General features: G+C 62.5%; 19 protein-coding genes. 5 read left to right on the top strand and 14 right to left on the bottom strand.

All coding sequences use genetic code 11. From position 1 onward, the window contains the following. Window positions 1-111 precede the first annotated feature (111 nt). The 5 genes from MOQ67_RS15845 to MOQ67_RS15865 are packed head-to-tail and all read left to right on the top strand — an operon-like array spanning window position 112 to window position 5,671. The gene (locus MOQ67_RS15845; protein ID WP_046489479.1) at window positions 112-1,761 is read left to right on the top strand and encodes an AMP-binding protein; all 1,650 of its coding nucleotides are present in this window, start codon (window positions 112-114) and stop codon (window positions 1,759-1,761) included. Window positions 1,762-1,783: 22 nt separating this feature from the next. Continuing rightward, window positions 1,784-2,551 (top strand): SDR family NAD(P)-dependent oxidoreductase, encoded by a 768-nt coding sequence (locus MOQ67_RS15850; RefSeq protein WP_017846263.1) that lies wholly within the window; start codon window positions 1,784-1,786, stop codon window positions 2,549-2,551. Between the two features lie 13 nt (window positions 2,552-2,564). Next, window positions 2,565-3,749: an acetyl-CoA C-acyltransferase gene (locus MOQ67_RS15855; protein WP_198718035.1), complete on the top strand. Its 1,185-nt coding sequence runs from the start codon at window positions 2,565-2,567 to the stop codon at window positions 3,747-3,749. A 9-nt stretch (window positions 3,750-3,758) separates the two neighbouring features. Further along, entirely contained in the window at window positions 3,759-4,886 is a 1,128-nt protein-coding gene (locus MOQ67_RS15860) for an acyl-CoA dehydrogenase (RefSeq protein ID WP_046383503.1), read from the top strand. An 11-nt stretch (window positions 4,887-4,897) separates the two neighbouring features. After that, a complete protein-coding gene (locus MOQ67_RS15865) occupies window positions 4,898-5,671 on the top strand; it encodes an enoyl-CoA hydratase (RefSeq protein WP_017846260.1) in 774 nt (257 codons plus the stop codon). A gap of 61 nt (window positions 5,672-5,732) precedes the next feature. Here the strand turns inward: MOQ67_RS15865 and MOQ67_RS15870 are convergent, their stop codons facing one another. The 14 genes from MOQ67_RS15870 to arnC all read right to left on the bottom strand — a co-directional run bounded on the left by MOQ67_RS15870 (window position 5,733) and on the right by arnC (window position 22,563). Continuing rightward, complete coding sequence (locus MOQ67_RS15870; RefSeq protein ID WP_057004145.1) at window positions 5,733-6,884, bottom strand: acyl-CoA dehydrogenase family protein; 1,152 nt, start codon at window positions 6,882-6,884, stop codon at window positions 5,733-5,735. 3 nt (window positions 6,885-6,887) lie between these two features. Then, complete coding sequence (locus MOQ67_RS15875; RefSeq protein WP_046489483.1) at window positions 6,888-7,991, bottom strand: enoyl-CoA hydratase/isomerase family protein; 1,104 nt, start codon at window positions 7,989-7,991, stop codon at window positions 6,888-6,890. A gap of 134 nt (window positions 7,992-8,125) precedes the next feature. Then, window positions 8,126-8,971: an alpha/beta hydrolase gene (locus MOQ67_RS15880; protein ID WP_017846257.1), complete on the bottom strand. Its 846-nt coding sequence runs from the start codon at window positions 8,969-8,971 to the stop codon at window positions 8,126-8,128. Next, on the bottom strand, window positions 8,968-10,593 hold the full coding sequence (locus MOQ67_RS15885) for a cytochrome P450 (RefSeq protein ID WP_198718036.1): 1,626 nt from the start codon (window positions 10,591-10,593) through the stop codon (window positions 8,968-8,970). Before MOQ67_RS15885 ends, MOQ67_RS15880 begins: the two co-directional genes overlap by 4 nt. Before the next feature lie 2 nt (window positions 10,594-10,595). Next, window positions 10,596-12,113: an acyl-CoA dehydrogenase family protein gene (locus tag MOQ67_RS15890; RefSeq protein ID WP_198718037.1), complete on the bottom strand. Its 1,518-nt coding sequence runs from the start codon at window positions 12,111-12,113 to the stop codon at window positions 10,596-10,598. Window positions 12,114-12,346: 233 nt separating this feature from the next. After that, window positions 12,347-13,057 (bottom strand): HPP family protein, encoded by a 711-nt coding sequence (locus tag MOQ67_RS15895; RefSeq protein ID WP_046383498.1) that lies wholly within the window; start codon window positions 13,055-13,057, stop codon window positions 12,347-12,349. A 188-nt stretch (window positions 13,058-13,245) separates the two neighbouring features. Beyond that, a complete protein-coding gene (locus tag MOQ67_RS15900) occupies window positions 13,246-14,856 on the bottom strand; it encodes an ArnT family glycosyltransferase (protein WP_102617088.1) in 1,611 nt (536 codons plus the stop codon). Between the two features lie 15 nt (window positions 14,857-14,871). After that, entirely contained in the window at window positions 14,872-16,251 is a 1,380-nt protein-coding gene (locus MOQ67_RS15905) for a UDP-glucose dehydrogenase family protein (RefSeq protein ID WP_017846252.1), read from the bottom strand. Further along, complete coding sequence (arnF, locus tag MOQ67_RS15910) at window positions 16,248-16,661, bottom strand: 4-amino-4-deoxy-L-arabinose-phosphoundecaprenol flippase subunit ArnF (protein ID WP_046489489.1); 414 nt, start codon at window positions 16,659-16,661, stop codon at window positions 16,248-16,250. Before arnF ends, MOQ67_RS15905 begins: the two co-directional genes overlap by 4 nt. Then, window positions 16,658-17,005, bottom strand: a complete 348-nt coding sequence (gene arnE, locus MOQ67_RS15915) for a 4-amino-4-deoxy-L-arabinose-phosphoundecaprenol flippase subunit ArnE (RefSeq protein ID WP_017846250.1) — start codon at window positions 17,003-17,005, stop codon at window positions 16,658-16,660. Before arnE ends, arnF begins: the two co-directional genes overlap by 4 nt. Next, complete coding sequence (arnT, locus tag MOQ67_RS15920) at window positions 17,002-18,657, bottom strand: lipid IV(A) 4-amino-4-deoxy-L-arabinosyltransferase (protein ID WP_126585236.1); 1,656 nt, start codon at window positions 18,655-18,657, stop codon at window positions 17,002-17,004. Before arnT ends, arnE begins: the two co-directional genes overlap by 4 nt. Continuing rightward, window positions 18,654-19,538 (bottom strand): 4-deoxy-4-formamido-L-arabinose-phosphoundecaprenol deformylase, encoded by an 885-nt coding sequence (gene arnD / locus MOQ67_RS15925; RefSeq protein ID WP_017846248.1) that lies wholly within the window; start codon window positions 19,536-19,538, stop codon window positions 18,654-18,656. Before arnD ends, arnT begins: the two co-directional genes overlap by 4 nt. Continuing rightward, entirely contained in the window at window positions 19,538-21,529 is a 1,992-nt protein-coding gene (gene arnA / locus MOQ67_RS15930) for a bifunctional UDP-4-amino-4-deoxy-L-arabinose formyltransferase/UDP-glucuronic acid oxidase ArnA (protein ID WP_104903216.1), read from the bottom strand. Before arnA ends, arnD begins: the two co-directional genes overlap by 1 nt. Then, window positions 21,526-22,563: an undecaprenyl-phosphate 4-deoxy-4-formamido-L-arabinose transferase gene (gene arnC / locus MOQ67_RS15935; protein ID WP_046489492.1), complete on the bottom strand. Its 1,038-nt coding sequence runs from the start codon at window positions 22,561-22,563 to the stop codon at window positions 21,526-21,528. Before arnC ends, arnA begins: the two co-directional genes overlap by 4 nt. Window positions 22,564-22,673 lie beyond the last annotated feature (110 nt).

The following is a 22,673-nucleotide window of genomic DNA, read 5'->3' on the forward strand; positions in this document are numbered from 1 at the left end:
GGCATGTTGGTGGCTTTGACCATTGCTGCTGCAGCGCTCTAGAGCGACTATTTCCGCGGTTCTTGTCCGAAAAAACGTCCTGAAAATAAAAATACTGAAGGATTTGAAGCGATGCGTGACTATTTGGCTGCCACTACCGAGTTCGATTACCAACACACCGTCGACAGCACCTTGGCCGGTAACCTGCAAGGCCTCAATGCCTGCGTGGAATGCTGCGACCGGCATGCGTTACCAGGGCGCATTGCGCTGTTCTGGGAAGGCAAGGATGGGCGCAGTGCCACATCCACCTTCAGCGACTTGCAAGACCAGGCAGCACGCTTCGCCAATTTCCTGCTGGCCCAGGGCGTCAAACGCGGCGACAGAGTGGCCGGCCTGTTGCCACGCACCGCCGAATTACTGGTGGTGGTCCTTGCGACCTGGCGCATCGGCGCCGTCTACCAACCGTTGTTCACCGCCTTCGGCCCCAAGGCCATTGAGCATCGCCTGAACAGTTCCGGCGCGGCCGTGGTGGTCACCGATGCGGTGAACCGGCCCAAGCTCGCGCAAGTGGAAGGCTGCCCGACGATCGTCACGGTCACTGGCGCCAAGGGCGAAGGCCTGGTACGCGGTGATTTCAGCTTCTGGGCCGAGCTGGCCACCTATTCCAACCACTGCGAGCCGGTGCTGCTGGGCGCTGACGACCCGTTCCTGCTGATGTTCACCTCGGGCACCACCGGCCCGTCGAAAGCGCTGTCGGTGCCGCTCAAGGCCATTGTTGCGTTCCAGAGCTACACCCGCGACGCGGTGGACCTGCGCCCCGAAGACGCATTCTGGAACGTTGCCGACCCGGGCTGGGCCTATGGCATCTATTTCGGCGTGACCGGACCGTTGTCCATGGGCCACCCGATTACTTTCTACGATGGCCCGTTCACCCTCGAAAGCACCTGCCGGGTGATCAATAAATACGGAATCACCAACCTGACCGGCTCGCCGACCGCGTATCGCCTGTTGATTGCCGGCGGCGAGCAATTCGCCCGCTCGATCAAGGGCAAGCTGCGTATTGTCAGCAGCGCCGGCGAGCCGCTGAACCCGGAAGTGATCCGCTGGTTTGCCGACAACCTGGGGGTGACCATCCATGACCATTACGGCCAGACCGAGTTGGGCATGGTGCTGTGCAACCACCATGGCCTGGAACACCCGGTGCATGTCGGTTCGGCGGGTTTTGCCTCGCCAGGGCATCGCATCGTTGTGCTGGACGACGATCACCAGGAATTGCCCGCCGGCCAGCCAGGGATTCTCGCCGTCGACCGTGAGCAATCGCCGATGTGTTGGTTCGCCGGCTATGACGGCGTGCGGACCAAGGCGTTTGTCGGCAAGTACTACCTCAGCGGCGACACCGTCGAACTGAACCCGGACGGGAGCATCAGCTTCGTCGGGCGCAGTGACGATGTGATCACCACTTCCGGCTACCGCGTCGGCCCGTTCGATGTGGAAAGCGCGCTGGTCGAACACCCGGCGGTGGTGGAAGCGGCGGTCGTCGGCAAGCCCGACGCGGAACGCACCGAACTGGTGAAAGCCTTCGTGGTGATCAACGAACAGTTCCGCGCCACCCCCGAGCTGGCCGAGGAATTGCGCCTGCATGTACGCCAGCGCCTGGCCGCGCATGCCTACCCGCGGGAAATCGAATTTGTCAGCGACTTGCCCAAGACCCCGAGCGGCAAGCTGCAGCGCTTCATTTTGCGTAATCAGGAAATCGCCAAGGCGCAAGCCGTGTTGGCCTGATCCACTTTTCAAGGAAACAACGATGCAGATTGCAAACAAGGTTTTTCTGGTCAGCGGCGGCGCGTCGGGCCTCGGCGCAGCCACCGCTGACATGCTGGTCGCCGCCGGCGCCAAGGTGATGCTGGTGGACCTGAACGCCGATGCCGTCGCGGCCAAGGCCAAACAACTGGGCGACAACGCCCGCAGCGCGGTGGCGGACATCAGCCAGGAAGCCGCTGCCGAAGCCGCCGTGCAGGCCACCGTTGCGGCCTTTGGTGGCTTGCACGGGCTGGTGAACTGCGCCGGTGTGGTACGCGGCGAGAAGATCCTCGGCAAGAACGGCCCCCATGGGCTGGCCAGCTTTGCCCAGGTGATCAACGTCAACCTGATCGGCAGCTTCAACCTGCTTCGCCTGGCCGCTGCGGCCATCGCAGAAACCCAGGCGGACGCCGACGGTGAGCGCGGCGTGATCATCAATACCGCGTCGGTAGCTGCGTTTGACGGGCAGATCGGCCAGGCAGCGTATGCTGCGTCCAAAGGTGCGATCGCCAGCCTGACCCTGCCCGCCGCGCGTGAATTAGCACGCTTCGGTATTCGGGTGATGACCATCGCCCCCGGCATTTTCGAAACCCCGATGATGGCCGGCATGACCCCGGAAGTCCGCGATTCCCTGGCCGCTGGCGTGCCGTTCCCGCCACGCCTGGGCAAACCGAGCGAATACGCCGCGTTGGTTCGGCACATTATTGAAAACAGCATGCTCAATGGCGAGGTGATCCGTCTCGACGGAGCCTTGCGCATGGCAGCCAAGTAAGAGAGGAAGCGTCATGAGTGATCCCATCGTAATTGTCAGCGCCGCACGCACCCCCATGGGCGGGTTCCAGGGCGATCTCAAAGGCCTGACCGCGCCGCAACTGGGCTCCGCGGCGATTCGCGCCGCCGTTGAGCGTGCCGGCATCGCCAGCGATGCCGTGGATGAAGTGCTGTTCGGCTGTGTACTGCCGGCCGGCCTCGGCCAGGCCCCGGCACGCCAGGCCGCGCTTGGCGCCGGGCTGGACAAGGCCACCCGCTGCACCACCCTCAACAAAATGTGCGGCTCGGGCATGGAGGCGACGATGCTTGCCTATGACTCGCTGCTGGCCGGCAGCGTTGATGTGGTGATTGCCGGCGGCATGGAAAGCATGTCCAACGCGCCGTACCTGCTGGACCGCGCACGCAGCGGCTACCGCATGGGCCACGGCCGCGTGCTCGACCATATGTTCCTCGACGGCCTGGAAGACGCCTACGACAGAGGCCGCCTGATGGGCACCTTTGCCGAAGACTGCGCACAACATAACGGCTTTACCCGCGAGGCCCAGGATGCGTTTGCCATCGCATCCCTGAGCCGCGCACAAGCGGCGATCAGCAATGGCAGCTTCGCGGCCGAGATCGTCCCGGTGCAGGTCACAGTGGGCAAGGAGCAAAAAACCATCGTGCATGATGAGCAACCGCCCAAAGCCAAGCCGGAGAAGATCGCCAGCCTGAAACCGGCGTTCCGTGAAGGGGGCACAGTGACTGCGGCCAACTCCAGTTCGATTTCCGACGGTGCGGCGGCCTTGGTCCTGATGCGGCAGTCCGAGGCGCGCAAGCGCGGGCTGCAACCCTTGGCGGTGATCCGTGGGCATGCGGCGTTTGCCGATGAGCCGGGCCTGTTTCCGGAGGCGCCGGTGGGGGCGATCCGCAAGTTGATGAGCAAGACCGGCTGGAACCTGGGCGACGTGGACCTGTTCGAAATCAACGAAGCCTTTGCCGTGGTCAGCCTGATCACCATGAGCAAGCTGGAGATCCCCCACGACAAGGTCAACATTCATGGCGGCGCCTGTGCCCTGGGCCACCCGATCGGCGCCTCAGGCGCGCGGATTCTGGTGACGCTGCTGTCGGCCCTGCGCCAGAAAGGCCTCAAGCGTGGCGTCGCCGCCATCTGCATCGGCGGCGGTGAAGCCACGGCCATGGCAGTCGAATGCCTGTATTAAGGATTGAACATGCTGCCCAATGACGAACAACTGCAAATCAGCGACGCGGCCCGACAATTCGCCCAGGAACGCCTGAAACCGTTCGCGGCCGAGTGGGACCGCGAGCACCGCTTTCCCAAGGAGGCCATCGGCGAAATGGCCGAACTGGGCTTCTTCGGCATGCTGGTGCCGGAACAGTGGGGCGGTTGCGACACCGGCTACCTGGCCTACGCCATGGCCCTGGAAGAAATCGCCGCCGGTGACGGGGCCTGCTCGACCATCATGAGCGTACACAACTCGGTGGGCTGCGTGCCGATCCTCACGTTCGGCAACGATCAGCAGAAAGAGCAGTTCCTCAAGCCTCTGGCCAGCGGCGCGATGCTCGGCGCCTTCGCGCTGACCGAGCCGCAGGCCGGTTCCGATGCCAGCAGCCTGAAAACCCGTGCGCGCCGCGAAGGCGACCACTATGTGTTGAACGGCTGCAAACAATTCATCACCTCCGGGCAAAACGCCGGCATCGTGATTGTGTTTGCCGTCACCGACCCGGCGGCGGGCAAGCGCGGCATCAGCGCGTTTATCGTGCCGACGGATTCGCCGGGCTACACGGTGGCGCGGGTCGAGGACAAGCTGGGCCAGCATGCGTCGGACACTTGCCAGATCCTGTTCGAAGACGTCAAGGTGCCGCTCGCCAATCGTCTGGGGGAGGAGGGCGAAGGCTACCGCATCGCCCTGGCCAACCTCGAAGGCGGGCGGGTCGGCATTGCCTCGCAATCGGTGGGCATGGCCCGCGCTGCCTTTGAAGCGGCGCGCGACTATGCCCGCGAGCGCGAAAGCTTTGGCAAAACCTTGATCGAACACCAGGCCGTGGCCTTCCGCCTGGCGGACATGGCCACGCAAATCGCCGTCGCGCGGCAAATGGTGCATTACGCCGCCGCCCTGCGCGACAGCGGCAAACCGGCGCTGGTCGAGGCGTCCATGGCCAAGCTGTTCGCCTCGGAAATGGCCGAGAAAGTCTGCTCTGCCGCCTTGCAAACCTTGGGCGGTTACGGTTACCTGAGCGACTTCCCCTTGGAGCGGATCTACCGCGATGTGCGGGTCTGCCAGATTTACGAAGGCACCAGCGATATTCAGCGCATGGTCATCTCACGCAATCTTTAAGGAGCCACTATATGAGTTACGAAACTATTTTGCTCGACGTGCAGGGCCGTGTCGGGTTGATCACCCTCAACCGCCCGCAAGCCCTGAACGCGTTGAACGCACAACTGATCAACGAGTTGAATCAGGCGCTGGACACCCTGGAACGCAACCCTGAAATCGGCTGCATCGTGCTGACCGGCTCGAAAAAAGCCTTCGCCGCCGGCGCCGACATCAAGGAAATGGCCGAGCTGACCTACCCGCGAATCTATATCGACGACCTGTTCAGTGAGGCCGATCGCGTGGCCAACCGTCGCAAGCCGATCATCGCTGCCGTCAACGGCTTCGCCCTGGGCGGCGGCTGTGAGCTGGCGCTGATGTGCGACTTCATTCTGGCGGGCGACGGCGCCAAGTTCGGCCAGCCGGAAATCAACCTCGGCGTGCTGCCGGGCATGGGCGGCACCCAGCGCCTGACCCGCGCCGTGGGCAAGGCCAAAGCCATGGAAATGTGCCTGACCGGGCGCTTTATCGATGCGGTGGAAGCCGAGCGTTGTGGGGTCGTGGCGCGTATTGTCCCGGCCGATGAACTGCTCGAAGAGGCGCTGAAAGTCGCCACGCTGATTGCTGGCAAGTCGGTGCCGATCAGCATGATGGTCAAGGAAAGCGTGAACCGGGCGTTTGAAGTGAGCCTGTCGGAAGGCGTGCGCTTTGAGCGTCGGGTATTCCATGCGGCGTTTGCGACGCAGGATCAGAAGGAAGGCATGGCGGCATTCGTGGCCAAGCGCGCGCCTGAATTCAAAGACCAGTAAGCAGCTTATAAACGCCACACCCCCCCTGTGGGACGCTCCCACAGGGGGGGTGGCGTGTCAGTCAGAGCTGGTAGTTCTTCAGCTCCCGTGCAATCACCATCCGCTGAATCTCGCTGGTGCCCTCGTAGATCTGCGTGATCCGCGCATCGCGGTAGTAGCGCTCCACCGGATAATCCTCCAGATACCCATACCCGCCATGAATCTGCATCGCCGAGGAGCAGACCTTTTCGGCCATTTCCGAGGCGAACAGCTTGGCCTGGGACGCTTCCGACAGGCACGGCTTGCCCGCACTGCGCAGGCGTGCGGCGTGCAGGATCAGTAAACGTGCGGCATTGAGCCGGGTTTGCATGTCGGCCAGCAGGTTGGCCACGCTCTGGTGCTCGATGATGGCCTTGTCGAACTGCACGCGGTCGCGGGCATACGCCAGCGCCGCTTCAAACGCAGCACGGGCGATGCCCAGGGCTTGAGCGGCAATGCCGATGCGCCCGCCTTCCAGGTTGGACAGCGCAATCGCCAGGCCTTTGCCGCGCTCACCCAGCAGGTTGGCCTCAGGCACGCTGCATTGGTTGAGGGTGACGGCACAGGTGTCCGAGGCGCGGATGCCCATTTTGTGTTCGGTACGGTCGACCACGAACCCCGGCGTGTCGGTTGGCACCAGGAAGGCAGAAATGCCGCGCTTGCCCAGTTCCGGATCGGTCACCGCAAACACAATCGCCAACTTGGCGCGCTTGCCGTTGCTGACAAACTGCTTGGCGCCATTGATCACCCACTGGCCGTCGCGCAGTTCGGCACGGGTACGCAGGTTGTGGGCTTCGGAGCCGGCCTGCGGTTCGGTCAGGCAGAAGCAGCCGATGGCCTGGCCGCTGGCGAGGTCGGCCAGCCAGGTTTGTTTCTGTTCAGGTGTGCCGTAGTTGAGGATTGGCCCGCAACCCACTGAATTATGGATACTCATCAGGGCGCCTGTGGCGCCGTCGCCGGCGGAAATCTCTTCCACGGCCAAGGCATATGCCACGTAATCGACATAGGTGCCGCCCCATTCTTCCGGCACCACCATGCCCAGCAGGCCCAGTTCGCCCATCTTCGCCACCAGGGCATCATCGATCCAGCCGGCTTTTTCCCAGGCCTGCGCGTGAGGGGCGATTTCGCCACGGGCAAAGTCGCGCGCCATGTCGCGAATCATGATCTGTTCTTCAGTATATTCAATATCTTGCATGGCTTATCTCGCAACCTGCGTGAAGTTGTGGAAGAAGCTTTCCACGTGGCTCGGGTCCAGCCCATGGAGCGTCGACGGGTTCCAGCGCGGGCTCTTGTCCTTGTCGATGATCAGGGCGCGGACGCCTTCAATCAGGTCGCCACGCTCGAACCACTGGCGATCCAGATGCAGTTCCAGGGCGAAACACTGCTCCAGCCGCAAACGGCGCCCGCGCCGCAGCATTTCCAGGGTCACGGCCATGGCCAGCGGCGAACGGGTTTGCATCAGGTTAGCCGTGGTCAGCGCCCATTCATGGCTGTTGGCGACGGTCACTTGCTGCAGTTGTTCGACAATGCTCGGCACGTCCGGCAAGGCAAAGAAATGATCGATAGCGGGGCGCAAGGCGGCGAGCGGGGCGTCCGGCAGTTGTTGCACGGCCAGCTTGGCCAACACGCCTTGCAGGTCCTTGAGAGGGGAGTCTTGCCACAACAGCTGGTCGAGTTTCTGGTCGAGGTCGGCCAGCTTGGTGCTGTCCAAGTACCAGTCCGCCAGTCCGCAGTACAACGCATCGGCCGCGCGAATCTGCACGCCGGTGACGCCCAGATAAATGCCCAGTTCGCCAGGAATGCGCGGCAGGAAGTAGCTGCCGCCGACGTCGGGGAAGTAACCGATCGCCACTTCCGGCATCGCCAGGCGGCTGCGTTCGGTGACCACGCGCAGATCCGCGCCTTGCACCAGGCCCATGCCGCCGCCGAGGACAAAACCGTCCATCAGGGCCAGTATCGGCTTGCGGTAATGGTGGATGGACAGGTCGAGGGCGTATTCCTCGACGAAGAAATCCTGGTGCAGGCTGTCGCCGTTCTTGAAGCTGTCGTAAAGCGAGCGAATATCGCCGCCGGCGCAGAAGGCTTTTTCACCTGCACCGCGTAGGACCACGGCGTACACCTGGGGATCGTCTGCCCAGGCCTGTAACTGTTCGGTCAGGCTGCGAACCATGTTCAGGGTGATGGCGTTCAAGCCGGCGGGGCGATTGAGGGTAAGGTGGCCAATATGGTTGCGAACGTCGGCCAGAACCTCTTGCTGAAGCCTGTCGGCGTGGCTTGCCTCGGATGAAACCTGAGCAGTCATCTGTAACTCCCTGCTTTTATTGTTCTTTATCAATATGTTCGGGGACGAACGCTCCCGCGATCGTACCAGTGCAAATTTGCCCAGTACAACCCGGAATCATGCAGGTCGTTTTTGCATTTATGCAGAACCGGCGATCAGGCCGCCGAAGGATGAAAATAGCCGGCCAGAGCCTCGGCGCAGAGCAGCACGGCCCGCCTGGCCGCAGGCTCGGCAGCGGGGTGGTTGATAAACCCGTGGCGCATGCCTGGGTACTCTTTGTGCCGCACCGGCACCCCGGCGGTTTTCAAGCGCCGTGCGAAGGCGCGCCCTTCATCGCGCAGCGGATCGCAGCCGGCGGTGATGATCAAGGCCGCAGGCAAGCCCTGCAGGCACGGATCGCGGGCGGGTGAAAGCCAAGGATGCGCCCGCGGCGTATCGGCGGGTACGTAGTGGCTCACGTACCACTCCAGCAATTCGGCCGTCAGCCCGAAGCCTGTGGCGAAGTCATGTCGGGAACGATTGCGCGCCAGGCAGTCGAGAAGCGGGTAGAGCAGTAATTGAAAACCGATGTGCGCCTCGCCCAGGTCCCTGGCCATTTGGCCGATCACCGCGGCAAGCCCGCCGCCCGAGCCACCGCCCGCCACGGCGATGCGCCGAGTGTCCAAGCCCAGGCTGGCACCGTGGCGGGCGATCCAGACCGTGGCGGCGTAACAGCTTTTTACCGCGGCGGGGAAGCGTTGTTCCGGTGGCCTGGGGTAGTCCACCGCCACCACGGCGCAGCCGGCCCACTCCGCCATCACCCGGCAAAAGCTGTCGTGGGTATCGAGGTCGCCTGTAACCCAGCCGCCGCCGTGGAAATACATCAGCACTGCTGCCGGCGCAGGACGGGCCGGCCGGTACAGCCTCACGGCCACCGGCTGCCCCGGTGTGGCCAGGGTCAGGTCGCTGACATCCATCACCACCGCATCACGCACTTCCCGGCGTGCCTGCTCGGGGCTCATGGCCTGGCCTCCGGTGCCTGTGCCTGGGCTTCGATTTCCACCAGGTAGTCCGGGGTTATCAGCGCCTTGACGCCCAACAACATGGTGGTCGGTTCGCAGCCCTCGAAAAACTCCTTATGCGCTTGGGCGATTTGCGGCCACCACTTCACGTTGGTGGTGTACATGCGTGTGGCAATCACTCGGGTGCGATCGGTGCCCAGCCGTTTAAGCGCCGCTTCGATGATTTCCAGGCAGCGACGGGTCTGTAAGTACACATCGTCGCTGGCGTAGGGGTTGCCCTGCCCGTCGAAGGCTACCGTGCCACTGGTGACGATGGTTTCACCGACGCGCAAGGCACGGCAGTAACCGCCATTTTTCTCCCAGGGGGCGGCGGAAAAGCAGCGCTGGATCGATGCGCCTTTTGGAATCGGTTCAAGTTCGACGTGGAGGGTTTTCAAGCCGCGGAACTGCAGGTTACTGGTACGCCACACCGGCGGCTTTTTCTCCAGCAGGCGCAAGTTCGGGAAGCGCTTGAGCAGGCTGCTGAACACCACCTCGGCCTCCAGTCGGAACAGCGCCGGGCCCAGACAGAAATGCACGCCACGGCCAAAGGCCAGGTGGTCGTTTTTCGCGCGTTGAATGTTGAAGCGGTCCGGGTCGGCAAAGTGCTCCGGGTCGCGGTTGGCAGCGGCGCGTATCAGGTACACCAGATCGCCTTTGCGCAGGGTCTGGCCTCTGAGTTCGATATCTTGCGTCACGACGCGATGGCTGAACTGCCCCGACGGATCAATGCGCAGCATTTCTTCGATCGCGGGTTTCATCAACGAGCCATCGGCCAGCAGTGCGTTCAGCTGGGCAGGGTTGGTCAACAAGTACCACAGGCCGATGCCCAGCATATCGGCGCTGGTGGTGTAGCCAGCCACCAGAACAAAGGCCACCTGGGCCAGCAGATCGTCTGTGCTCGTGTCGGGGCCGGCGGCGGCAATGACACGGCTGACCAAGTCGTCACGCGGGGCCTGCCGGCGTCGCTCGATCAGGTTGCCGAAGTAGGCGTACATCTCCTCCAGGCCTTGCGCGGCGGCGCCGGGAGTATTCGCCGGGTCCAGGTTGCCGACCAGAAACATCAGGATCACATCGGTCCAGCGCCGCAGCTTGAGCGCATCTTTTTTGGGGATGCCGTAGAGCATCGCCAGCACTCTGGCCGGCACCTGATTGAACAGGCGGCTCATCAGTTCGGCGGAAGGGCCCACTGTGGCGAGGAGTTCATCGGTAACCGCCTGGATGTCTGCCCGCAGCGCTTCAATCGAGCGCGGCGTGAACGCGCGGCCGAGCAGATGGCGGCTGGTCTCATGGACTTTGCCATCCTGGGCGTACATCCAGCGCGATGCTTTTTCAATAAAGGGCTCGTACATCGCGCGTTTTTCGGGCGGCAGTTGCGCGTTTACCAACTGACGTATCCGATCTGAGGAGTAGCGGGTGGCGTCGCTCTGCGCTTTGAAGACGTCGTCGAAGCGGGTCAGCATCCACGCCTTGTGCTGGGAACTCCAATACACGGGATGATGGGTGCGTAGAAACGCGTAGGCCGGGTAGGGATCGCGAACCGTGTCGGGGTCGCGGAAGTCGGGTTTGCCTTGAGGGTTCATGGTTATTGATCCTCATACAATGCGCGGGTGAACTGCTGGATGTAGTCGGCTTTCGCGATAGGCGCGTCGACCAGTTCGTCAGGCGGCTTCAGCCAATCGCCGAGGCAGGCAATGCGCGCAATGCTGGCGCACGGTTCGTCATCGTGAGCGAGGCCCCAGCGGTGCAAATAGGCGACAAACACTGCGATCAAGTCGCGCAGCAGGCCCGGTTCGAGCGGCTGGCCTTCGAGCGCCTGAATGATCAGATCGAGGGCGCGGGCGTAAGTCAGCCCCACCGCTTGCGGGTGGGAAAAATCACCGGCGTCTCGGCACTGCCGGACAATGCTCCGCTCGATTGCCTGGCCCGGGTTACAGGGCGCAACCCGGTCAAATCGCGGACGGGACAGCGCATCCTTGATCACTTGGTAGGCCATCACGCTGTTGTCCCCGGCGAATGTCGGGCTGATCTCGAAGTCCATGCGCAGGGTGACGATCTGGTTGTAGTGGTGAAACCCTTGTGAACCACACAACTCACGGCACTGGGCGATCACTTCCAGGCCCATCCAGGTGCCGATGCATTTGCTTAATGCCGCGAGAATGTGCAGGTCTTTACGCCGTTCGGTCTGCGGCCATTGCGCTTCGAAGCGTTCTAGGATGGCTTGCTCAAGATACTTGAGGGCCAATGCCTTGAGCTGGACGTTGTACAAGCGCTGGCGAAACAGCGGGTTGCCCAGTAGCGGGCCGGCCTGTGTCAGGCGGTGGCGGGCGAATTGATAGGCCAGGTGCGCGCTCAATCCCGCACCAAGGCGCGAGGCGGCCATCAACAGCAGGCGCTCCTGGAGGAACGTCTCCAGTGCATTGATAAAGCGTTCGTTTTTGGGCAGGTCGCTGACGAACTGGCCGTTGCGGGTAAACCTGGCGTGGCGTTGCAACAAGGCGTCGGTGTTCAGCTGCATCTGGCAAAAGCGCAAACCGCCGACCTGATTGGCGTGAATGCCGCCCTTGGGGTCGCAAGCCATGACCTTGACACCCGAGCGCAACGGGCCGTTCTCTGTGTCGCGAATCACCACGCGAAACCAGTGGTGCCCCTGGTCTTCGCCATTGACCTGCAATCGCGCGAGTACCATCGCCACCTGGGCGGCATACAAACTGTTGCCGATCCAGTACTTACAGGCGCCGGCGCACGGTGAGTCGAGCACCAGGCAGTGCCGGGCAGGATCGTAGGTAACGGTTGTCTTGAGGTTACGCACGTCGGTGCCGCTGGCGATTTCAGTGCAGCCAAAGGCATACACAGCGCGCATCTGAATGACTTCATCGCGGTAGCGCGCCACTTGCTCCGGGCTGCCCTGGGTCAGTAAGGCGTTGGCGGCAATCATATGGTCGACCAGCGAGGAATACAGTGCGTAATCGTAGGCACCGATCACGCCGATCTGTTCGCACAGCGCCCTGAAATGTGATTCGTCCGGTTGGCCGAGCCACATGTCATTGTTGATCACCCCGGCATTGAAAATGGCGTGCATACGCCTGATGGTCAGGTCCATGTAGGCCCTGAGGGGGAGGTGGTGACGTTCTCGAGCAGCAAATAATGGGGTGCGAAGCAGGTGTTGCAGACATTCGTTCATGCCGTAACCCTCAGCCAGACTCTGCGTGTCTTCGCTACTGGGTTACGGCGTTCCAGACCTCAAGTGAACCACTGACATAGTTAGAACTTTAGCCGCCGTGTACTGCGTCGCAACTCTGTGGACACGCCACTCGTCGTGCGCCATACACGGGCTCAATTGACACGGCTTGCCAGCACCTCACCGATACTGCGGCGGCGCGCGTGGGTTTCTGCGGCGTGGATCAACTGTTCCAGTTCATTGGGTTCCACATCGTAGAACTGTTCCATCTCGGCCAATGCCAGCTTCAGGTCGGCGGCGGTAATCGCCGGGTCGCGCGCGGCCCTGGCATCCTTAAAGATCGCTGTCGGCGACTCGCTGGCACCTTTGGGATAGCGCGTGCGGGTGGCATTGTTGTAGGCCAGTGCGCAGGTCAATAGCGCTCCGGCGCCGAGCATCACCACCGGCAGTTCCTGCCAGCCGAGCGCCGCCGAGGCCGGATCGGCCAGTACCAGCGTCATCGCCAGGCCTCCCGCGGGTGGGTGCAGGCAGCGCAGCCAGCAGATCAGGATCACGGTCATGCCTGCTGCCAGGCAGGCGCTGCCCAAGGTGCGCCCCAGGACCCGCGCGACCAACAGCGCGACCACGGCCGCACACAGGTAGCTGCCGATGATCGACCACGGCTGGGCCAGGGCGCCGGATGAAACGGCAAACAGCAGCACGGCCGACGCGCCCAGCGGGCCAAGCAGGTGCAGGGCGACCTCCATGCCAAACACTTGGGCGCAGAGCCATACGCTGAGCAGAGTGCCCAAGGCCATGCCGATCGCGGCACGGCTCCATTCGGCAGGGCGGGTATTGATGGCGGCGGGTAACCAACGAGCGAGCATCGACAACTTCCATAAACAGCGGGCAAAAAAAAGGCTTGTCTGGTTTCCCGGAAAAGCCCTTGAAAGTTCCTGCATTTGGGGGAGGAACCTGCGTAGTGTGCCGAGCGCGATGCAAGGTCGCCAATGCATATTAATGCAGGTTAAATACAAAAATAATGGACTCAACTGGCCGGCTGCCGCCGGCGCGGTCAAGGTCGGAGGGGTTTGTCCAAGTGCAGCAGCACGTAGGGATTCTTGTCGAACGTGCCGGTGAGCGTCGGTGTGATCGAGCGCAATCGCGGGTCTTGCAACGCTTCGAAGTCGTCCTGGCTCATGACCAGCCACGCCGGGCCTTGCAACGTCGCCAGGTCGGCGGGCTGCTGTGTGAACAACGGCACTCGGTCGCAATCGAGGTTGACGATGAACTTGATGGCTTTGGCATCTTTGCCCAGCGCATGCAGCACGACGGGCGCCGGTTGCTGGTTGACCTGGGCCTGGACTTGCAGGCTGAAGGTACGCGTGTCATAGAGGCTACGCTCCAGTGGCTCGACCACCCAAATATAGGTGGTCCATACCGCCAGCACGGCAGTCAGCGCCGGCGCCAGCATGCGCAGGCGTGCCTGGAACACTGCCACCAACGCCAGCACTTGAAGCACGCCAAGCACGCCCAACACCCAGCCGATGTGCGCCAACTGCTCCGGGTAACGCGGGCGCGCCATCCAGAGCCCGGCGATCAGCAACGCAGGCAACACGGTCCACAGGCTCAGCATCAAACCGCGCAGCCAGCCGAACAACCGGCCGTGGGCGACTTGAAACGGATACGCCGCAATAATGGCCGCCATCGGCAGCATCGGCAGCACGTAACGCGCTTTCTTCGCCTGGGGCACCGACAAGCCGAGCATCACCAGCAAGCCCGCCGCGGCGCAGTACAGCACCAACTGCAACGCCGGATCAGGTGCGCGTCGGCCGCCCAGCGCTATCGCCAGCAGTACCAGCAACGCCAGCGGGTAAGCCAGCGCGTAGTTGCCCAGGGAACTGCTGAAGTAATACAACGCACCGCTGGAGCCTTCGCTGCCATCCATCCGCCCGAGGAACTGCATGCGGATCACGTCCTGCATGAACGCTTCGCCGCCACTGAGCTTGGCCAGCAGCAACAGCAGGCCGACGCACGCCCCCAGCAGTGCCAGGGCCAACAGGCCGAAGCTGAACAGTTGGCGCCATTGACGGTTGATCAGGAAGTAGCTGCACAGCACGCCTGTGGGAATCACCAGGCCAATCGGTCCACGGATCGCAAAGCCCACAATCAACAGCAGGTACAGCCAATGCAGGCGCTTGGCGGCACCGAAGTGATCATGTGCATAACCCAGGTAGAACACCGTCAGGGCCACGGCCGCGAGCATCTGGTCCAGCGACACAGCGCGGGTTTCGCTGATAAACGTGCTGCTGAGCAACAGCAGCGCAACACTCAGCAGGCCCCAACGCTGGGAGTAGGGCGCCGTCAGCCGATACACCAGCATGACGATCAGCGCCGAAGCGATGGACGTCGGCAACCAGGCCGTGAAGCTGTTGACCTGGCCCAGGGGCAAGGACAGCAGCCACGTCATCAGCGTCGAGGTCGCCAGGTAATCGGCATACGGTTGCCCGTAGGTCGTGGGGAAGAAGCTCGGCCCATGGCGCAGCATCTCCTGGGCGAATACCACGAAGCGCGAGTCAAACCCGATGATTGCCTGGTGCCAGTTACCGGCGATGAATAACAGCAACGCCAGCAGCGCCAACCCCAGCGACTGGCGCCGGATCGCTGCGTTCATCAGTTGGGGCATTTGATCGTTCACTTGTCAGGCTTCCCGTGCTTGCGGCACCCACTGTTGCTGGGGAATCGGCAACTGGCAGGAGTCGCCACGGCCCATCGGGAAGTACTGGAAGCCTTTGCGCGCCAGGCGCTCGCCGTCGTACAGGTTGCGCCCATCGAAGATCACCGGAGTGTTCAGGCGTTGGTGGATCAGGTCGAAGTCCGGTGCCTTGAACTGCTGCCATTCCGTGCAGATGATCAGCGCATCGGCGCCGCTCAGGGTGGATTCCGGAGTGCCCATCAGCATCAGCCGTGGGTCGTCGCCGTAGATCCGCAGGGTTTCCTGCATGGCTTCCGGGTCAAACGCGCGCACATTGGCGCCGGCTGCCCACAGCGCTTCCATCAACACGCGGCTCGGGGCATCGCGCATGTCGTCGGTGTTGGGCTTGAAGGCCAGGCCCCACAGGGCGAAGGTCTTGCCGCGCAGGTCGCCCTTGAAGAAGGCGTTGATGCGCTCAAACAGCTTGCTCTTCTGGCGCTGGTTGATCGCTTCGACGGCTTCGAGCAGGTCGCTCGAGCAATGGGCCTGCTTGGCGCTGTGGATCAGCGCGCGCATGTCCTTGGGGAAGCACGAGCCGCCGTAGCCGCAGCCTGGGTAGATGAAGTGATAGCCGATGCGCGAGTCGGCGCCGATGCCCAGGCGTATCGCTTCGATGTCCGCCCCCAGGTGTTCGGCCAGTTCGGCGATCTGGTTGATGAAGCTGATCTTGGTGGCCAGCATGCAGTTGGCGGCGTACTTGGTCAGTTCGGCGCTGCGCAGGTCCATGAAGATGATGCGATCGTGGTTGCGGTTGAAGGGTGCGTACAGGTCGCGCATGACTTCGCGCACTGCTTCACGCTCGCAGCCGATGATGATGCGGTCCGGGCGGCGGCAGTCGGCAACCGCCGAACCTTCCTTGAGGAATTCCGGGTTGGAGACGATATCGAACTCCAGGTGCCGGCCGGTCCCGTGCAGGGCCTTTTCGATATGGGCGCGCAAGGTGTCGCCGGTGCCGACGGGTACAGTGGATTTTTCCACCAGGATCACCGGCTCGATGCGATGGCGGGCAACCGCATCGCCGACCGACAGCACGTATTTCAAGTCCGCCGAACCGTCTTCATCCGACGGCGTACCCACCGCGATAAACAGCACTTCGCCATGTTCGACGGCGAGCTTTTCATCGAAGGTGAAGCTCAATCGTCCGCTTTCAAGGTTCTCCTTGACCATCGCCGCCAACCCTGGCTCGAAAATGCTCACATGGCCCTGCTGCAATTGCCTGACCTTGTGTTGATCAACGTCCATGCAGATGACATCGTGACCGACTTCGGCCAATACAGTGGCCTGTACCAGACCGACGTAACCACTACCAAATACACTGATTTTCATGGGGCATTCCTGGGGCTTGCTGTGCTAGCACGACGAGAGTTAATAACCAGTACACCGAGGATGACCAAGGCCACCCCCAGGGTTTTTGAAAGCGAAAAATGTTCGTTGAACACCGGCAGGCTGGCGGCCAACAGGTAGACCAGCGCGTAGCTGATGCTGAGCAGCGAATAGGCGCGGCCCAGGGGCAAATCCTTGAGCGCACAGAGCCAGCACAGCATCGACAGCGCATAAGCGAGGATTGCCAGGCTCACCACGCCGAGGGCGCCCAGGTCGATGGCGTTGCTGCTGAATGCGCCGAGCCATTCGTCCGGCAGGGGCAGGCGCGTCATGCTCCAGCGCATCCCCAACTGGGCGGCGCTGACCAGGCCGACACTGCCCAGGGCGAAGGCAAACCCGCGAGCCCGGCTCATACCTGGCGCCCCAGCAGCACGACGCCGGCAATCACCAGCGCCACACCCAGCCAATGCCGGGTGTCGATGTGCTCCTTGAATACGAAGCGCGCCATTAACGTGACCAAGACGAAATTGAGGCTGAGCATCGGGTAGGCAATCCCGACTTCAAGGCGCTGCAGCACCAGCAGCCAGACCAACAAGCCAAAACCCAGGCACAACAGCGCGGCCCACAACCAGGCAGAGCGCAGTTTCAGGGCCCAACCGTCAGGCTGGTCGCGCCAGCTTTCCACGGCGAACTTCTGAGCGACCTGGCCCATGCAAGTGAGCAGGCAGGCGGCCAATAACAGGAACAGGGTGATCATGGCGCAACCTGCGGGAAAATCAGGATCACGATATTGCCTTGCTCATAGCGCTTGCCATCCGGGGGCAGCAGGTTCACTTCGGCGATCTCCTCGTCACCCTTGACGCGCATCACCACGCCCACAGAGCCTTGCCGGCGGGCCTCGTTCATCCATTGCTGGACCTGGGTCATGTCGACCTTGCGCTGGGCGGCGTCCGGGTAGGCGAGGCCGTATTTCACTTCGCCGATGGTGTTATAGAGGGTGATGTCGGTGCGTTGCAGGCGCCAGGCCAAGGCCGATGCCGCGCCGAGGTCATTGCTGAGCAGGGCGGATGTCGGTTGCAGTTCCTGCAGGTGGTCGATGATGAATTGATCCGGCGTCTTGTTGTACACCACCGAATGGGGCAGCGCGGCCGGGGCCAATGCCAACAGCAACCAGCTGCCCAGCGCCGGTGCGGCCCACAGTTTCAGTGGGCGTGCAACCTGCAACAGGTTGGCGATGATCCAGCCGAACAGGCCGGTGAATACCAGCACCAGGCTGAGGGTTTCCTGGCCGTGTTCGTACAGCGGTTTTTTCAGTTGGAACCACGTCAGCGCGAGCAAGGCCACGACACCGAGGATCAGGTTCAGCCAGCCGTTGATGCGCAAGGCACGGTCACGGGCCTGGGCCAGTTTGTCGGTGAGCGCGTTACCCATGAGCAACGCCAGCGGCAGCAGGCACGGCATGATGTAGGACGGCAGCTTACCTTTGGCCAGGCTGAACAGTGCCAGCGGCATCAGCAGCCACAACAGCAGGAATGCGGTGCCGGGCGCGCGCTTCTGCTGCCAGGCCTGCTTGACGGTGGACGGCAACAGCGCCAGCCACGGCAGGCTGAATGCGACCAGCAGCGGCAGGTAGTACCAGAATGGCTCGGCGTGCTGCGCGTCTGCGCCGGCAAAGCGTTGGATATGCTCATGCCAAAAGAAGAAGTTCCAGAAATCCGGCTCCTGACTCTGCACCGCAAGCGCCCAGGGCAGGCTGATGACAATCGCCACGGCGACGGCGACCAGGCCGTAACCGAGCAGCTCACGCAAGCGCTTCTGCCAGATCGCGTAGGGCAGGGCGATCAGCACCGGCAGCAGCCAGGCGAGGAAGCCTTTGGTCATGAAACCCATGCCACAGGCAACCCCAAGCAGCGCCCAGGACCCGACGCGACCGTTGCGGGTGGTGCTGTCGAAGCAAAACCACAGCGCCACGCCGGTCAGGTTGACCCAGAAGGTGAACTGCGGGTCCAGGTTGGCATAACCGCCCAGCGCCACGACGCTGAAAAAGCTCATGTACAGCACTGTGCTGACCAGGCTCTTGTGCGGGTCATTCCACAACCGGCGCGACACCCAGTACACCAGTAGAATGCTGAGCCCAGTGCTCAAGGCCGACGCAAAGCGCACGCCGAACAGGTTTTGCCCGAAGATCGCCTGGCCCAGCGCGATCATCCAGTAACCGGCAGCCGGTTTTTCGAAATAACGAATGCCCATAAAGTGCGGCGACGCCCATTTGCCGGTCAGCAGCATTTCCTGGCTGATCTGTGCATAGCGGGTTTCATCCGGAATCCACAGGCCATGGGTGGCCAGGGGCAACAGATAAAATGCGCCGAATGCCAACAGCAGCAGGGGCAGCGCCCAACGGCGGATCATGCCTGCTGCACTCCGAGCCAACCCTCACGGCCGCTCAGGGCGCCGCGCACCAGTTGTTGCTGGGGCAGGGTGGAGACGTCCGCCGGGAGCAGATCGCCCAGCGGTTTGAAATGGATGCCGCGCTGCCCTGCCTGGGCGAGCAACTGGCGAAAATCGTTGGACATCAGAATCCCTTCTACTTCTGCGTGGATCGTGTAGACGTTCAGCTTCGACTCTGCGAAGCGGTCGAGAATGAACCCGTTGAAATCCTTGGCAGCCACCACCGGCCCGACGACTTCGTCGAAGGTCGGCAGGTCTACCGGAATCTGTGGGGTGCCCGCGCTGCCATCGGCCAGGGTCGGACGAAACAGGCTGGTGCCCCGGCAATCGCTGTTGTAGCGAAAGTTGAAGGCTTGCTTGGCTTGCACCACGCGTTCATCGGCGCGCCAACCGGCGGCCGCTGAACAGTCGATACGTTCACCGAGGATGTCGCTCAAGGTGTCCACACCGCGTCGGACCTGCTCGATCAACTGTGCGTCGCTCCAACGTCCGGCATTGGCCTGCCAGCCATGGTGATCCCAGGCGTGCAGGCCGACTTCATGCCCGGCGGCCTTGGCCTGGCGCATCAAGTGCCCCAGGTCACGGCCGATCGGCTTGCCCGGCCAGGCGGTGCCGGCGAGCAAGATATCCCAGCCATACAGGCCGGCGGCGTTGGAACGCAGCATCTTCCACAGAAATTGCGGGCGGATCAGGCGCCACAAGTGGCGCCCCATATTGTCCGGCCCGACACTGAAGAAGAACGTCGCTTTTACCCCGGCTTCATCCAGGGACTCGAGCAACCGTGGCACGCCTTCGCGGGTGCCGCGGTAGGTGTCGACATCAATGCGAAGACCTGCCTGCATCAGCGCTTGTCCGCGATTTCGAGCATGGCTTCACGCAGGAAGAAATCCAGGGTGTTGCCGATGGTTTCGCTCATCTCCACGGTCGGCTCCCAGTTCAGCAGGCGCTTGGCGTTTTCGATGCTTGGTTTGCGGTGGGCCACGTCCTGGTAACCGGTGCCGTAGAACGCCTTGCTTTCCACGTCGCGGAAACCGGCGAACGGCGGGAAGTTGCCGCGCAGCGGGTGAGCTTCGAACTGACGCAGCAGTTCTTCGCCCAGCTGGCGGATGCTCGCTTCGTTTTCCGGGTTGCCGATGTTGATGATCTGGCCGTTGCACGCATCGTTGTCGTTATCGATGATGCGCGCCAGGGCTTCGATGCCGTCGGCGATGTCGGTGAAGCAGCGTTTCTGCTCGCCACCGTCGAACAGGCGGATCGGCGTACCTTCCACCAGGTTCAGGATCAACTGGGTGATCGCGCGGGAGCTGCCGATACGTGCCGAGTCCAGGCGGTCCAGACGCGGGCCCATCCAGTTGAATGGACGGAACAGGGTGAACTTCAGGCCCTTGGCGCCGTAGGCCCAGATCACACGGTCCAGCAGTTGCTTGGAGACCGAGTAGATCCAGCGTTGCTTGTTGACCGGGCCGACCACCAGGTTGGAGGTGTCTTCGTCGAAGTACTGGTCCTGGCACATGCCATAGACTTCAGAAGTCGACGGGAAGATCACGCGCTTGTTGTACTTGACGCAGTAGCGCACCAGCTTGAGGTTCTCTTCGAAGTCCAGCTCGAACACGCGCAGCGGGTTGCGGGTGTATTCGATTGGGGTGGCGATGGCCACCAGCGGCAGGACCACGTCGCACTTCTTGATGTGGTACTCGATCCACTCGGTGTGAATGCTGATATCGCCTTCCACGTAATGGAAGTTCGGGTGGCTGCGCAGGCGCTCGATGGCGTCGGAGCCGATGTCCAGGCCGTAGACTTCGTAACGGTCGTCACGCAGCAGGCGTTCGGACAGGTGGTTACCGATAAAGCCGTTCACGCCCAGGATCAGCACGCGGGTGCGACGTGGCTTGCGGCCGGACTCGGCGCCGCGCAGGACGGAACCGTCTACCAGGCCCAATTCGTTGGCCAGGGACGGGCCGGCCAGGTACAGACCGTTGTCGTTGCGCTGACCGAACTTGATCACCAGCGAGTCTTCACCGCACGCGATGCGCAGCGGGTTGACGCTGATCACGCGGCCAGGCGCCAGGCCTTCGTTGCCCTGGACCACTTCGGCTTGCCACACGATCAGCTTGTGCTCGCCCACGGCGCAGAAAGCGCCCGGGTACGGTTGCGTCACGGCGCGCACCAGGTTGAACAGTTCTTCAGCCGGTTTTTGCCATTCCAACTTGCCATCCGCTGGAGTGCGGCGGCCGAAATAAGTGGCCTTGCTTTCGTCCTGGGCGGTTTCCGCCAGTTTGCCCGCGGCCAGTTGCGGCAAGGCGTCGCGCAGCAGGCTGCTGGCGGCGTCACGCAGTTTGGCGTGCAGGGTCAGGCCGGTGTCGGAACGCTCGATCGCGACTTTCTGCTGGGCCAGGATCGCGCCGGCATCGGCACGCTTGACCATGCGGTGCAGGGTCACGCCGGTTTCGGTTTCGCCTTTGACCAGCACCCAGTTGGCGGGCGCGCGGCCACGGTATTTCGGCAGCAGCGAGCCGTGCAGGTTGAACGCGCCTTTGCGGGCGGTGGCCAGCAGGGGTTCGCTCAGCAGGTTGCGGTAGTAGAAGGAGAAGATGAAATCCGGGTTGAGCTTGGCGATGCGCTCGATCCACAGCGGGTGGTTGGCGTCTTCCGGTGCATGCACCGGGATGCCTTTGCGGGCGCACAGTTGCGCGACGGAACCGTAGAAATTGTTTTCCTTGGGGTCATCGGCATGGGTGAACACGGCAGCAATGTCGTAACCGGCAGTCAGCAGGGCTTCAATGCCAGCACAGCCAATATCGTGGTAAGCGAAGACAACAGCTTTTGAATTCATGACGAAACCTGATCGGAAGGGGAAGTAGTGGTGGTATGGGAGGACACCATGCCGTCAACGACGACCACGGGTGCCGGTGCTGCCGGTTGGTTGCGCAGCACTTTTTCAATAAAGAACCGGGGGCGGGCGCGCACATCGCTGTACATGCGGCCCAGGTATTCACCCAAGAGGCCCATGCCGATGAACTGGCCGCCGGTGAACACGAACAGCACCGCGAACAGCACGAACGTGCCGCCGCCGGCCCATTGGGCGCCGAAGGCCAGGCGCAGGACGATCAGCGCAACGGCGAACAGCACGCCCAGGCCCGCCAGGCTGAAACCGACGATGGACAGCAGGCGCAGCGGGGTGGTGGTCATGCAGGTCAGCAGGTCGAACATCAGGCTGATCAGGCGCATGGCGCTGTATTTGGATTCGCCGTGTTCGCGCTCAGCATGGTGTACGAGGATTTCAGTCGTGTGACGGGCAAAACCGTTGGCCAGGATCGGAATAAACGTGCTGCGTTCGCGGCAGGCGAGCATGGCGTCGACGATGGTGCGGCGGTACGCGCGCAGCATGCAGCCGTAGTCACTCATGGCAACGCCGGTCGAACGCTGCACGGCCAGGTTGATCAGGCGCGACGGCCAGCGGCGGAAGGCCGAGTCCTGGCGGTTGTTGCGCACGGTGGCAACCACGTCGTAGCCCAGCGCGGCTTGTTCCACCAGGCGCGGGATTTCTTCCGGGGGGTTCTGCAGGTCGGCGTCGAGGGTAATCACCACTTCGCCCCGGCACTGCTCGAAACCGGCCATGATCGCCGCATGCTGGCCATAGTTGCGATTGAGGATCACCGCGACCACATTGCTGCCGTCTTCGGCGGCGGCGTCTTCGAGCAATTGGGCGGATTTGTCGCGGCTACCGTCATCCACCAGGATGATTTCGTATTCGTAGGCCAGTTGCTTGCAGGCTGCCGTCGTGCGACGCAGCAATTCAGGCAGGCTCTCTTGTTCGTTGTAGACCGGGATGACGATCGACACACAATGAATAGGGTAGGGTTTCAAAGATTCATGACCTCGGGGTTTGAGCAACTTGGAGCGTAAAGACAACAGTCACTGGCCGAAAAGGCGGGTGTCTGGTTGAACCTGCTGTGGAGTTGGTGTGTTCATCCGAC

Source organism: Pseudomonas sp. LY-1 (genome assembly GCF_053502595.1).

Coding starts and splice junctions, on each gene's coding strand:
- MOQ67_RS15870 (WP_057004145.1), bottom strand. CDS start 6,884: ATGCAAGATATTGAATATACTGAAGAACAGATCATGATTCGCGACATG.
- MOQ67_RS15900 (WP_102617088.1), bottom strand. CDS start 14,856: ATGCCCCAACTGATGAACGCAGCGATCCGGCGCCAGTCGCTGGGGTTG.
- arnT (WP_126585236.1), bottom strand. CDS start 18,657: ATGATCCGCCGTTGGGCGCTGCCCCTGCTGCTGTTGGCATTCGGCGCA.
- MOQ67_RS15885 (WP_198718036.1), bottom strand. CDS start 10,593: ATGAACCCTCAAGGCAAACCCGACTTCCGCGACCCCGACACGGTTCGC.
- MOQ67_RS15875 (WP_046489483.1), bottom strand. CDS start 7,991: ATGACTGCTCAGGTTTCATCCGAGGCAAGCCACGCCGACAGGCTTCAG.
- MOQ67_RS15845 (WP_046489479.1), top strand. CDS start 112: ATGCGTGACTATTTGGCTGCCACTACCGAGTTCGATTACCAACACACC.
- arnA (WP_104903216.1), bottom strand. CDS start 21,529: ATGAATTCAAAAGCTGTTGTCTTCGCTTACCACGATATTGGCTGTGCT.
- MOQ67_RS15895 (WP_046383498.1), bottom strand. CDS start 13,057: ATGCTCGCTCGTTGGTTACCCGCCGCCATCAATACCCGCCCTGCCGAA.
- MOQ67_RS15850 (WP_017846263.1), top strand. CDS start 1,784: ATGCAGATTGCAAACAAGGTTTTTCTGGTCAGCGGCGGCGCGTCGGGC.
- MOQ67_RS15905 (WP_017846252.1), bottom strand. CDS start 16,251: ATGAAAATCAGTGTATTTGGTAGTGGTTACGTCGGTCTGGTACAGGCC.
- arnF (WP_046489489.1), bottom strand. CDS start 16,661: ATGAGCCGGGCTCGCGGGTTTGCCTTCGCCCTGGGCAGTGTCGGCCTG.
- MOQ67_RS15855 (WP_198718035.1), top strand. CDS start 2,565: ATGAGTGATCCCATCGTAATTGTCAGCGCCGCACGCACCCCCATGGGC.
- arnE (WP_017846250.1), bottom strand. CDS start 17,005: ATGATCACCCTGTTCCTGTTATTGGCCGCCTGCCTGCTCACTTGCATG.
- MOQ67_RS15860 (WP_046383503.1), top strand. CDS start 3,759: ATGCTGCCCAATGACGAACAACTGCAAATCAGCGACGCGGCCCGACAA.
- MOQ67_RS15880 (WP_017846257.1), bottom strand. CDS start 8,971: ATGAGCCCCGAGCAGGCACGCCGGGAAGTGCGTGATGCGGTGGTGATG.
- MOQ67_RS15865 (WP_017846260.1), top strand. CDS start 4,898: ATGAGTTACGAAACTATTTTGCTCGACGTGCAGGGCCGTGTCGGGTTG.
- MOQ67_RS15890 (WP_198718037.1), bottom strand. CDS start 12,113: ATGGACCTGACCATCAGGCGTATGCACGCCATTTTCAATGCCGGGGTG.
- arnD (WP_017846248.1), bottom strand. CDS start 19,538: ATGCAGGCAGGTCTTCGCATTGATGTCGACACCTACCGCGGCACCCGC.